We start from the raw sequence: 13,572 nt of genomic DNA, 5'->3' as shown, positions 1-13,572 counted from the left end.
CATTTAAAATAAAAAAGGCCGTGAACTTATTGCTCACGACCTTACACTTTTAATTCTCCTTTATATGTCAGATGTCGTTATTAAAGAACGCCGCAATTGTGACCTCCCCATTATTACCCTGACGCTGTTCCAAAACATTCAGCCAGTGATCCAGCAGTAACCTCTCGTACTGACCGTCGACGTTAATGCTGATTTGCACCGGCACGCCCGATGCACCGTCTTCGGGTTTGACGTCACGCACAATCAGCGTGTGCGCATTGTCCGGATCGCTGAACAGCAAGTGCCCGTCGACCAGCGACACCAGTAGATGTCGGCAGTCGGCCATGTCCAGAACCAGCGTACCGATGACCGACTCTTCAGCGCCCTCTGGCTGCCGGGGATCGAGCACGATACAGTCCAGCCGCTGCCAGGCTTCGTCCGAGATCCGATAGGTCGATGCCTGCGCACCGAACGTCAGTAGCAACTTGTCGACGCCATCGGGCAGCATCGCCACGACATCGCTGACCACGCCGTTCATTTCCAGGGTCAGTACCTCTTTTTCACGCTGGGCATAGCTGTTCCCAAGCCAGATATCAGGCGCCGCACCACGACTGAAGATCAGCCCGTCCACCGGGTCGAAGAGCATCGGTACCGACGCGTTGCGCGTCCCCAGAAACACCGCCCATTGGCCATCCGCACGCCCGGCGACGTCGAACAGACGATCCAGTTGCGGCACGTAGTATTTGTAACGATTTCCGGCGTTTTCCACGGTCAGCACCGGCGCGTGGGTTTGGCCCTGCAGCAGTGTTTTCAAACGTGCCTGCAACTGTGTCGGCGTTTGCCCCGGAAGATACGACCACTGATTTTCCACGCTGATGACAAGCGCGGGCTGCTGATCCAGCAGTTGCAGATTCACCCCATCGCGAGTGCACCCGAGCAGGCCTTGTCCGTGTGCCGTCACCTCGGCAAACGTCCATTGCGCCCAGACCTTCTGTGCCACTGGCAAGCGTTCGGGACGCAGCAGTTGCCCGCCGGCAAACGCAGAATGCAATGCGTCGATCCGGACCAGCGTCTGACGGTAGAGTTGCCCCGCCGAAACATCCAGCAGCCAGGCAGCCTGTTGATCAGGGGTCAGCCCCAGCAGCGACAATTCCCTGCCGTGGCCGATGTCCGCCAACAGAAGCCGCTCACCGACGCACCACGCCGCGAGAACGCCACTGCCAGATGCATTGCGCAAACCGATGATCGGAAACGGCGCCTCTTGCGTGGTTTTCATCAACGCGGGAAGTACCGCCAGCCAGTCCGGGTGGCTGGCGAGCCAGCGCTGGCCGACACCGACGAATTTCAGCGAGGCATCGCGGTCGACTTCGAACAGTCGTCCGTCCGTTCGGGTGGCGATGTACCGACCGCCAAGCGAAGCGACTTCAACGACATCCGTCTCGAGAATGTCATCGATAAAACCGCCCGGGTCGTTCGGGTCGCCGTAACTGCGAATCAGCGCTGTCCGGTGCTTGTCGAAAAACAGCTGGCTTGATGCATCGGCCTGATCCCACATCAGCATGGCACGTTCGGGCGAACCACTGTCATCGCGATAGAACGCGTTGTCGTGCAAACGAATCCACACCGAATACTGGAACTCACTAAACAGATGCACACGCCCGTTCACAAACGGAGTGGGTTTCCAGGTGCTGATCGACTCAGCCATGGCTGGCGTTTCGTCATCGAAGGTTTGCTCTGGCTGCAAGCGCTCGATCCACAGGCTCCAGTCCTGTTCGTCATTGGCAAACAGCCGATCATGGCGCCAGGTTTCCCAAGTGTTGATGCCGACGAGTGTCAGGCTCTGGGCGGCGATCACATAATCCATGGTCATGTTGGCGCCGAACGTTGTCCTTTTGCTGATGTGTTGCGTCACCCGCAGTTGCCCGTCAGCGAATTGCTCGACAGCGCTGATCGTTGAACCGCCGTCCGCGTTCATCAGCCGATAGCGGTGATTGACCGTGCCGGTGACGGTGTCGACACGCCAGAGGGTGGGATGGTCAGGATGGTAGAACCAGGCGTGTTGACCGCTGACGCCGCCGAGCAGAAGGCCTTCATTGACCGCCTTCGGCAAATCCCGGGCATACAGCACCCGATCATTCGCGGTGTCGAAGTAAGCCGTGGTGAACACCGGTTGAGCTGCCGGCGTGAAAGGCACCTTGAACTTGTACAGCGGAAGGTAGGCCGCGGCCAATCGCTGCACCTTGGCCAGTTGACGGATCCGCGCCAGGGCTTTCGGCAGACTGCCACGGTCTTCAAGGGTCACCCCAAAGGCGCCCTCGCCCGGCGCCACGCTGTTGTCCTCGACCGTGATGGACAGCAGACTCAAGCGCTTGCCTGTGCGATCAACCTGAAACAGCTCGCCACCGGCCAGACTGAGAAAGTCCACGCGCCCATCCAGCCGTATGCCGTCGATCAGCAGGGAGTCGCCCTCAAAGTGAATCTGCGTGTCTTTGACCCACGGCGCGTTGACCGCCCATTGACCGGGCTCTGCCACTTTCAGTGCAACGGTCACCAATCCCGGGGTCAGCCTGAGCTGAGACACTCCCGTCGAGCGGGCAGTGATTTCGTAGCTGATGAATGTGTGCCACTCCGGTGGCAGTTGCGGCACCACCAACTGGCGAACCAGGGCATCCAGTGTCACGACTATTTTCGTCGGCTGGCAGACCGGCGTCAGCTTGTAAAGAATGTGCGGAATCGGCGTATTGGCAAAGAAATAGAAACGTCGGTTACCCTGTTTGTCGAGTTCCAGCTTGTCCACGGCGCTGTTACGCAAATGGGGGTATTGGGTTTCGATACGCGGGTTCAACAAGTGCTGGATCAACGCGCCGGGGTTAACAACCGATAAAAGATCCGGCGAGCTGATCTCACTCGATGTCAGCGGTTCGCGCTCCAACTCTCCGGCGCTGGGCTGATACGGGTAACCGGCTGTGCCAACCTGATACTCATAAGCGTAATAACAGCCCGGCGTGCAGGGCAGTACCACGGTGTGCAGCTCATCGGGCGAGGGGCGGATCAGGCCGATGACCTGCGGCAACTCCAGCGCCTCACGGATATTGATCGCCTGACCCAGCCGCTGCGGACTCGGGTCGATCTGCGGCAGTTCCAGGCCACCGCGAGTCATTGGGTAAAACTTCTGACTGTCGAAGCGGATCTGATTGCCGTGCAAATCGAGATGAGTGATCACAGCCTCCGGCTCGAAACTCAGCACACCATCTTTGCGCGTGTAGGCGCCTTGCCCGTAGGCGTCCTGAATCTTGCGCAGATGCGCGCCCACAGCCTGCGCCTTGTCGCTGATCTGCCCGAGGTTGCTGGCGATGGCCGTCGCACCAATGCCGACACCGAGCAACGGCACCGACAGAAACGTTGCCGCAGCGCCTGCGGCTCCACCGACGGCCAGGGCGAAAATATCCAGCCCCAATGCCGCGACATCAAACGCCAGTTGCGTAGCGAATCGCGAACGCTGCTCCTGGTTTTGCGCGACGCTCAGTCCATAGATGTCGAAACCGATATTGACCAGGGAAAATCCGACCCCAACCCCCGTCGACACACGCCCCAACAGTCGTCCAGACATAGACGACTGACGCAGCGCCAGTGCCTGCTCGCTCGCCGCCACCTGTCGCACCAAACCGATGATCTGCGCCGTGTCACTCAATACGCCATAGCCCAGTTGGGCATAGTTGACGTAGACCTGCACTTGCAGGGCGATCGACAACGCCGGTACTTGCGCGTCGCCGGCCAAGTAGTCGCGATGGCGCATCTCCGTGATCAGCGTCTGGATCGCAAAGGCAAAACTCAAGCGACTGCCGCCGTCGGCTTCGCTCGCGCCGCTGTCCCTGCCAGCCAGTGTTTTTACCAGGCGCTGCAGGTGCTGTTTGATCTTGCTGAAGCGCACATCGACGGTGGTGACCTTGAAGGTATTTTTCGGCTGGCGCGCGTCGACCAAGGTCAGCGAATACCCTGCCCCGGGGGCTTTTTCCACTGTCTCCAGCAAGGGCAGGTATTCACGCCCCAGCTTGTACTCGCTACGCAACCGTGTGGTCGCCTCATCGAGTGCCTGCGCCCAGTAGCGGGCATCAAGTTGCGCGAGGCTGGCGCCCATGCGCGAGTTGTCACCCAGCGAGCGCGTGCGTCCGACAGCCTGTTTTTCCCAGACCGAAGCGCCTTGAGCATCAGTGATCACGCCGTTTTGCAGAAAACGACCGATCTTCACGTTCGACGACAGCACCTTGTCGGCAATCCTCGCCGCATTCAACTCGGTCACCTTGAACTGCGCCGTGTCGAGCTCACCCAAGCCATAAAGACGCGCTATCGCTCCGTCACCATCACCCAAGTAGCGTTCCATGCCCAATTGCAGCTCGCGTACCCCGGCAAAGCCGAAGATCGCAAAGTTGGGATCGTAAAAACGATAGACAACCTCACCCCTGAGTAAAACCTTGGCCAACAACAGCGCATGATCACCGGTATTGAGCAGCAGCATCGCCGGCGCGGTTTTCGCCTCCAGCGTCTGCACGATACTCTCCAGGCCATGCACGCCCTGCGGTGTACCCACCTCGGTCGCGGTGGCTTCGTGCAACTCATCCAGCGCCAGCAGTAATGCCCGCGAATCAGGGTCGTCCGGCGACAGGCCGGCATTGGCCACCCGACCGATCAGCGCACGCTCGGCCGACTCGCCCAGCCCCAATGCCGAGGCCATCAGCAACGCCAACGGATAGCAGCGACGACCCGGATCGCCACCGGTGCGCATCAGCAGATCCTGCGGCACCTGCCGCGCGGACACCGCGCCGGCCTTGAAGAACACGTCTCGTACCTGCCCGCCGCGCTGGAGGATTTGCGTGTGATATTCGCGCTGTGCAGTGCTGTTTATCTGCCCGATACGCTCGCGCCATTGGGTCAGCGTCAGCGCTTCGTTCAACGCGAGCACCTTGAGCTCTTGCGCGGTGTGCGGGTCAGGTTGGGCAAGGCGCGTAACGCCGCTCTCAAGTACTGGCGCCTGCCGCTGATGCAGGGCGGTTTCGATGGCGTGGTAACGGGCGAACACGCCAGCCTCTGTGGTGTCCCGGGCGATGTTCGACACCTCCTGCCACACCTTGCCGAATCCTTCGGCATCCAGAGTCGTGGCGCCGAACACGCCCCCCAGCATGACGCGCAACAACGGGCTCAGGTGCTCGACACCGAGCGAGCCATGAGCAACGCGAGTGAACAGTTCGTTGAGGTTACTGGTGGACTCGGCGCCCAGCGAAACCGGGAGGTCACTGACGGGTTGCGCAAGAATTTGCTGACGGCTGTCGAAACCGATGGAAAACGCTTTATCGAAGGTGATGTCGCCGCTCAACTTGTCCTTCATCGCACGGATGAACGGTTCGCCGAGGTCGTCCATCAGTTGTTGCAGCACGGCCGTCAACAACACCGGTTTGCCTTCGATTACCGGCCAGCCTTGTTTGAAGGTCAGGGTTTGTCCTTTCAATAACTCGGCGAGATTGCCGGCGTAACGGGATTTGAGCTTGCCGGACTGCCACTTTTCCTGTTCTTTTTTCAGCCATTGTTCGGGCTCATCATTCACGGTCCAGCCGGTGATGTTTTCTTCCTCTGTGGATAAGTTAAAGCCTTCAGTCAACTTGAGTTCTTTGCGAACGGCTGCCCACTGCTCAAGCAATAGATGTGTTTCGGTGTACTTGCCGACGCCTGCACTCGCCGCAGACGGACCGGTCAATACAATCGTGCCGCGCGCTTCGGGGCGAATCCCGTCCGAGTAGTACTTGTGAATTGCAGCACCCAAGAGCCCCATGTAGCGCATATCCGCGTGGGAAAGTGTGATGCCCTGGGACTTTCTCTCCTCCAGCACCTCAACAATGATGTCCTCCACGCGACGAGCGTTTCCCCAATCAGCCCCTGTTGCAACCATCCGGCGGTCAACCTCATAAAGGCAGTCATAGTTGAACCGGATGACTTCCATAATGGACAGGGTCATGTCCGCGCCGGGATGCGCCAGCATATGAGCGTTCATTTCCCCTCTTGAAGGATCGCTAAACGCAGTACCCAATCGAATGGCGCCTTGGGGAACCCGACTGACTGGCGGGGGAACGAAAATGTCCTGAAGAGCGGGTTTACTGCGTGCAAACGCGGTTAACGCCTCTTCATGACCTGCGGGAATTGCGCCTGTTTCGTTCTTGTACCGAAGGGGGTCCCGCCCTGGCATCAACTCCTGGTTGTGATCCAGCAACAGTTTCAATACCCAGAGTCGTTCGTCTGGATGGAAATCTGTTATATCGACGCCGCCCAACTTCTCGGCCAGCGGCGGCAAGTAGTCTATGTCGCTGTAACGGCCACCTTCCAGATACTCGGCCTGCAACCGCACGACATCACTGGCCGCCGCGAAATTGCCGCGCATGGCGACTTCCCGCTGGTAGACATCCTGCAAAAAGTGCCCGGCAAATTCGTGGCGAACGTCACGCAAATGCAGGTCCGGCCCGACCATGTTCAGGTGCGTGTCCAGACACTTCTGGCGAAAGGCTTCGAGCGTTGCGCGATCCTTGCCGTAGGCGCGCACCATCAGGTCAATCCGCGCTTCGTCCGCGCGCCCGGCCCACTGTGGCTGGTTGAGATACGCAAACATCTGGTGCTTGAGGACGCGGGCGCGGTCTTCGATCATTTGGGCCAGGATGCTGGGTTTTGTGACTTGATCCCCCCCGGTTTCCATCGCATGAACCCTGGCGCTGTCGAGAATGACCCGGTTCATCTCGAAGGCCAGCAGCGCGTCACTGTCGTACCAGAGGTTGAAGGTGTAATCCTGCGGCTTCAGCACTTCGCGCCAGATGTTCATGTAGTCGCGCTGATTGACCCCGACGTCACTGCCTCCTACCCAGACGAAATGCATGATATTCGGCACCGGTGAACTGGCCCCGGACAACAGCGTCAGCGTATTGGTCAGCCGCGAAACATAGTGTTCCACCCGCGTACTGATCCGATCAATCAATGCTGACGCGGGTGTTTTGCGGTTACGGCGTATTGCTGTCATGACCTCTTGAAAGAGTTTCACCGCCAACAGCTTTTCATCCAGCTCGACCGTTTCAATCGATGACTGGTAGTGCTGGATAAGTGCATCGTATTGCATCGAGCTGGCGTACTTCTTCACTGCCCGGGATACGTCTGAAAACTCTTCTGGCGAAATAAACTCGGGGTGCTCTGTCTGACTTTCAAAATTTCTCATCACTTTCCGTCCTTGAATGAATATGCAGCCATGCGCTTTGGCGGAAAGTTATTGCGCAAGGGCCGCGTATTCAAACGCGAAGCGATTCAAGTGATGACCATCGAAACATCAGACGACATTCAAACTGTTCCGCCGAATACTCCGGCGACAATTGCATTCAAAGATTGCCCGTTGCATTAACGCACAAAGCCGCGAACCCGGAGGTTCGCGGCTTTGTTGTTTGCAGTGATTATTAAAGCCAAAAGTCTTGACCAGATCTCACCGCAATCGAAGTTGCTTACAAATACTTCTGTGCCGCAGAGAAGTGCGATCAGGTATTCGGCTTTTCACCATACCAACGCGGTGTATAGACCCAGTCACCACCCGTCGCCCGAGGAAACGTGCAGGTGGTGGACGAACCAATCAGCACCATCGTGCGCATGTCCACTTGATCCGGGGTCAGCGCGCCCAATGTCGTGGTCCGCAAGGTTTGCCCCGGCCGGCCAATGTCACGCCCCAGCACCACCGGCGTTTCAGGCGTGCGGTGCTGCGCGACGATTTCCAGCGCCCGACCCAGCTGCCATGGACGGGCGCGGGAGATCGGGTTGTAGAACGCCAGCGCCAGATCCGCCTCGGCGGCCAGATCCAGACGCTTTTCGATGATCGACCACGGCTTGAGGTTGTCCGACAGCGACATCACGCAGAAGTCGTGACCCAGCGGTGCGCCGGCCTGCGCGGCGGTGGCCAGCGAGGCCGAGACGCCCGGGAGGATTTCCAGATCGACGCTGTGCCAGGCCGGATCATCCGACTCGTGCAACGCTTCGAGCACCGCCGCCGCCATGGCGAACACGCCCGGGTCACCGGACGATACGACAATCACCGAACGACCCTGAGCGGCCAATCTGAAGGCGTGGCGGGCGCGCTGCATTTCTTCGCGGTTGTCGGTGCAGTGCTGCACTTGATCGTCGCGGAACGGACCGGCCATGCGCACGTAGGTTTCGTAGCCGAGCACATCGGTGGCGCGGGCCAGTTCGGCTTTCACCGCTGGCACCATCAATTCAGCCGCGCCGGGGCCGAGGCCAATCACGGCCAGACGACCGCGTGGGCGGCCGACTTTCTCGACGTCCAAGGGCTGTTCGGTGATCGCGATTGCCATGGCGTTCGCCGTGACGACTTGCGCCTCCGGCACGGCAGCAAGCGCCAGTGCCTCGATGCCATCCTGTGCCGCGACAAAGCGTAACGGCACACCCAGTTCAAGCGCTGCTTCGCGCAGATTCGCCGCAGCCATTTCAGTATCGGCCGCCACCAGACAGGCCAAAGCCTGCATCGCGACTTTCGCCTGCTGCAACGCTGAGCGAACGGCATTCGGCAGGTCCGCCACTGCGCTGCTCACCGCCACCGCGACACTGCGCGGGTAAATCAGCAACTCATTGGCACTCGCTGCACGCTCGGCGCTGCCAACATGAATCGAGCGCTGCGCCTGCGGATCTTCCGGCAATTGCGCTTGCTCCAGCCACGGCGCCGCACCTTCGATGCGCACGCTGTGCCCGGCCAGCAGGTCGGAAACAAAGCGCTTGCCCAGCTCCAGATCGGCCAGCGCATAACCGCTCGGCGGGTTGAGCAGGCAGGTGCCAAAACGCAATTCGCCACTGGTGGTGATCGCTGCGGCGACGTGCAGCCCGGCCGCGATTTCCCGCGCCATGACATTCACGCCACCGAGGCCTCCGAGCAGTGGCACCACAGCGCTGCCGTCTTCGGCGACGGCCAGCACCGCTGGTTCGGCGCCTTTTTCCAGCAGCAGTGGCGCCAGTGTCCGAATGACAATCCCGGCAGCGCACAGGGCAATGATCGGCGTGTCCTGCTGATACAGCTCACGCAGGGTCGCGCCGAATTCCTGATAGATGCAGTCGGCGCCTTCAACCCGTCCGGCGAGGCCGTGGATCTGCGCGGCCGGGTACACCTGCTGAATCCGGCGGGCCGTGGCCAGGCTGCCTTGGCCGAGTATGACGATGGCGGGGGTGGATGCAGTCATCAGCCTTGCCACCGTTCGCCGGGCACAATGATCAGCGAGAAGTACGGCGACGACATCGGCTCGACCTGATCCATCGGCACGATCTTCTGATTGGCCATGGTCGCGCGCTCGACGTACAGCGCGCGCTCGGCCAGACCGAGTTCTTCCAGCACCTGACGCACCTTGGGGAAATTGCGCCCCAATTTCATGATCACCGCTGCGTCGGCATCGGCCAGGCGTCGCTTGAGATCTTCATGGGGCAACACGCCGGAGAGCACCGACAGACTCTGATTGCGATACACCAGCGGCGCACCCAGCACCGAAGCGCCACCGAGCATCGAGCACACACCCGGCACCACTTGCGCTTCGTAGCGGCTGGCCAGCCGATCATGCAGATACATGTAGGAACCGTAGAAGAACGGATCACCCTCACAGATCACTGCCACGTCACGACCGGCATCCAGATGCGCGGCCACGGTCTCGGCGGCTTCGTCGTAGAAATCGCTGATGACCTGCTCATAGGACAGCGGTGCCGGCAGGACTTCAGTGGTCACCGGATACACCAGCGGCAGCAGATTTTGCGCGTCTTGCAGGTGTGCTTCGATGATGCCGAAAGCGTTGCCCTTTTTACCCTTGGCGACGAAGTACGCCACCACCGGCGATTCGCGCAGCAGGCGCAGAGCCTTGACGGTAATCAGCTCCGGATCACCGGGGCCGACGCCCAGGCCAATCAAACGTCCTTTTGCCTGCATCATTCGATCTCCGTGGCGAGGGCGTTGACCGCAGCGGCGGCCATGGCGCTGCCGCCGAGCCGACCTTGCATGATTACGAACGGCACGCCGCGACTGTCAGCGGCCAGCGCTGCTTTCGATTCGGCGGCACCGACGAAGCCCACGGGGAAGCCGAGGATCAGCGCCGGTTTCGGCGCGCCGGCGTCGAGCATTTCCAACAGATAGAACAGCGCGGTCGGCGCATTGCCGATCACCACCACGCTGCCTGCCAGATGCGGGCGCCACAGTTCCAGTGCGGCAGCAGAGCGGGTGTTGCCCAACTCGCGGGCCAGCTCAGGCACGCTTTCGTCGCGCAAAGTACAGATCACTTCGTTATTCGCCGGCAAACGCGCGCGAGTCACGCCTTCGGACACCATGCGCGCATCACAGAGGATCGGCGCACCGGCGGCCAGCGCATCGCGCCCGGCCTTGCCCGCACCTTCAGAGAACTGCAAACCGTCGACGGCCTCGACCATGCCGCAGGCGTGGATCACCCGCACCGCGAGTTTTTCCAGATCGGCCGGGATGCGCGCCAGATTGGCCTCGCTGCGAATGATCGCGAAGGAGTTGCGATAGATCTCCTGACCGTCGCGGATGTAATCAAGCATCAAGGGGGCTCCGGGAGCGGGCGGCGAGCAGGGTCGCGGCCGCTTCAATAGTAAGATTGCGTGCGTGCAACGCGCCGAAACCCGGCAGCGCTGCATCGCGAAAATAGAGGTCGTAATGACCCGCACTGACGGCCAGCAACGTCGCCGGGGCACAGTGAGCGGCTGCGCATGAACGCGTGCAACCGGACAGGTGCACGCTCTGCGCCTGGGGCAACAGCGTCGCCAGTCGTCGGGCATCGTGCTTGGTGTCGGCCAGACCTTTGCCGCAGCCGTTTGAGCCGGTGCAGGCAATGATTCTCGACAAGGGCTCAACGGCCTCGGTCAACAAGTTCAGGCTCTTGAGGCTTTCGAGCAATTGAGCGGCATCGCTCGCTTTTACGTTGGGCAGCAACAGACTCTGCCACGGCGTGAAGCGCAGGCTGCCGTCGCCAAACTGGCGGGCCAGTCGAGCGGCACCGCGCAGCATGATCGGGTCGAGGCGACCGAGGGGCGGCACCGCGCCGACGTAAACAAGGTTGTCCGCGTTTTGTTGGTGAGCGCCGATATGCAGATCGCCTGTTGCCGGGGTGCGCTGCCAACCGCTGTTCGCCTTGATCGGCAGGCGTGCCCTGAGTTGTTCAAGAAACGCCAGCATCGGCAACTCATCGAGCAAATGACGCATCCGCGTCTGCTCGGGTCGAGCCAGATCCAGGAACAACTCCAGCACCGCCACCACCAGCGCATGTGCGTTTTCCATGGTCACGGCGCCGACCGCACGATCCGTCGGGCACCCAGCCAGACCGAACGCGAGCAACGTTTCGCCGTCGCGCTCGAAAGCCGACAACCACAGATCATGCGGATGCTCGAGCATCGCCAGTGCTTCACCGCCATCCAGTTGCACAGCGAACTTGGCGCTCAACTCGTGGAAACGGGGGTGGCTTTGCAGCGTGTCGAGAATCTGCTCGGCGAGTGCGCGGGTGTCGAAGCGCATCTGCCGGTCAAGCCCGGCGGTCGGGCTGAGCATCAGGTTGCGCACGTCGTCGCCCGCTGCGTTGCGTGGCCCAAGCCCGGCGGCGAGCAGCCTGTCGATCAGCGCACTGCTTTGCTCGCCGATCCCGCGAATCTGCAGATTGGCGCGGTTGGTCGCCTCGATCGCCCCGCCCGCGAATTGCTCGGCGGCATTGGCCACAGCATCTGCCTGGTCGGCGCTGATTGAGCCGCCATTGAGTTTGATCCGGCAGATGCCACCGTCCAATGCCTGGACAATACGCAGCAACCCCGGGCAAGCCGAGGGGCGTATGGCGGTGGACATCGGGCGTTCGTTCAAGGGGCTGACCGGTTGCGTGGGAAAGGCGCGGTATTATGCCTGCTTTGTCCGACGGCATGAAAAGTCTGCCGTCGGATCGTCTGACTGACCGGGCAGCAGTTGAGTTGAAAACGCTCGAGCGACGAGCAATCCCTTAAGCCAAAGCGATAATGTGTTCATTGCGAAGTTCGCCCAACAACGAAATGATTGTTGCGCGAGAAAACTCATAGTCCTCCGGATCTGCCTGCGCCCTATAACCGTCTACAGATAAGTTACCCAGTACTTTTTCTGTGTTGAATCGGTGCTGAAGAACATTGCCCATGACCTCATCAAACTCGAAAGCGATCATCACCGTCGTGATGGTCAAATCGGCGGAAATGAGGCTGAACATAAACCGTACCCATCTGCCCTGATGCACAACGTGCTGTTGAAGCGTCTCAATCGCGGGTGTCGAAAACCGCAGATCAAGCCGACTCTGCCCTGTTGAATCCAATACCGACGCAGCTGTGCCAAGCGGCCAGTTGCGTAAAACCTTTTGCACCAACTCGATCAAGCTGAAACTGTCGTGCATCGGGGCAGGAAGACTTGCATCGGGATCGTCCAGCAGCATTGCACCGGTCACCCTCATCGCGATTTTGTGGGCGTTGGTCCATGACGCTGCCTGGGAAAAGTCCGTAACGTTATTAGCGGCAGCGGTTTGTGCGTAAAGCAACGCATCAAGAATGTCGCGGGTATTCGATTCCGACAAGTCATTCGCCACCAAAATAACAGCGCCCGCACATATGAACGGTTTATATCCAGAGTTAAAGTCCATTTTTTCCATCTCCTGAAAACCAGAGGCTTACGCCTCTGGCTTTATTTGAATTCAGGCTGCTTTGCCAAACTCTATGCTCAGTGCTTTTTTACGCTGTTCGGCGAGTGTTTTGATGATCAATGGCTCGACATCCAGATAGTCTTGTTCTTCGATAGTCATGGTGGTGGCGCCGTTGTAGATCTCGACACTGGAACTGGACCATTCAACAAACAGGACCTTGGTGGGCTGAGCCTTGGCGAAGTACTGCACCGCGGCGACTGCCATAGTGATTTCACCGTCAGCATCCTCCAGCGAACTGGTCATGCAGAAGTTGCCACCTTCAGCTCTTTTCGAGTTTTTCTCAAACAGCTTCAATGCTTCCGGCTCGTTCTTGAGAGCTTCCAGAGTGGCGTCCGCTACAGTCGATAGCACTTTTAATGCGGCTTGACCTTGATTGACTGCCGCACCCACCGCTGTATGGATCAAAGACAGCGCCAGGTTATCCATGGTCAGTTTCTGCGAAGACGCTGTGTAGCGGTTATAGGGTTGGCTAAACGGAAACCAACCGGCCAGCTGCATGATTCGCATGAACTCGGCGTAGCGCTGCTCTCTCTGATTGGCGTTCGGAAATTTGAGCAGGGCGCTCAGGTCCGCATACATATAGGTATTTTTGACAATCCGTTTGCTGCGCTTGGACATGCTTGCGTCAAAACCCGCAACACCCGAACCCATAATGGCGGCGTTCAGTTCATCCTTGTCGACTGGCAATACGGCACCGAAGCTGGCGACACGCGGTTGCAGTACCGGTTGGGATTGCGCCGCAATGACTTCGTTATTCTCCTTGATAAACGCAATACGTTGCGCAGCGGTAAGAACGTGACCAGTAACTTCATTCATAAAT

At 59.6% G+C, this 13,572-nt stretch carries 7 protein-coding genes; all 7 read right to left on the bottom strand.

The window, feature by feature from the left end; translation table 11 throughout:
* Positions 1 to 67: 67 nt before the first annotated feature.
* Complete coding sequence (locus ACVVH8_RS03265; protein WP_475228471.1) at positions 68 to 7,225, bottom strand: TcdA/TcdB pore-forming domain-containing protein; 7,158 nt, start codon at positions 7,223 to 7,225, stop codon at positions 68 to 70.
* Between the two features lie 310 nt (positions 7,226 to 7,535).
* Positions 7,536 to 9,236, bottom strand: a complete 1,701-nt coding sequence (gene cobJ / locus ACVVH8_RS03260) for a precorrin-3B C(17)-methyltransferase (protein WP_213027429.1) — start codon at positions 9,234 to 9,236, stop codon at positions 7,536 to 7,538.
* A complete protein-coding gene (locus tag ACVVH8_RS03255) occupies positions 9,236 to 9,970 on the bottom strand; it encodes a precorrin-2 C(20)-methyltransferase (RefSeq protein ID WP_475228468.1) in 735 nt (244 codons plus the stop codon). The genes cobJ and ACVVH8_RS03255 overlap by 1 nt, the downstream gene beginning before the upstream one ends.
* Positions 9,967 to 10,593, bottom strand: a complete 627-nt coding sequence (locus ACVVH8_RS03250; RefSeq protein WP_213027428.1) for a precorrin-8X methylmutase — start codon at positions 10,591 to 10,593, stop codon at positions 9,967 to 9,969. The genes ACVVH8_RS03255 and ACVVH8_RS03250 overlap by 4 nt, the downstream gene beginning before the upstream one ends.
* Entirely contained in the window at positions 10,586 to 11,884 is a 1,299-nt protein-coding gene (gene cobG, locus ACVVH8_RS03245; RefSeq protein WP_475228467.1) for a precorrin-3B synthase, read from the bottom strand. The genes ACVVH8_RS03250 and cobG overlap by 8 nt, the downstream gene beginning before the upstream one ends.
* A 148-nt stretch (positions 11,885 to 12,032) precedes the next feature.
* The gene (locus ACVVH8_RS03240; RefSeq protein WP_475228465.1) at positions 12,033 to 12,692 is read right to left on the bottom strand and encodes a hypothetical protein; all 660 of its coding nucleotides are present in this window, start codon (positions 12,690 to 12,692) and stop codon (positions 12,033 to 12,035) included.
* Positions 12,693 to 12,743: 51 nt separating this feature from the next.
* A complete protein-coding gene (locus ACVVH8_RS03235; RefSeq protein ID WP_213027425.1) occupies positions 12,744 to 13,568 on the bottom strand; it encodes a hypothetical protein in 825 nt (274 codons plus the stop codon).
* Positions 13,569 to 13,572 lie beyond the last annotated feature (4 nt).

The organism is Pseudomonas trutticola BRTCR10, assembly GCF_056155105.1.
The sequence above is the reverse complement of the archived record's forward strand: the minus strand, read 5'-3'. Positions and strand labels throughout refer to the sequence as shown.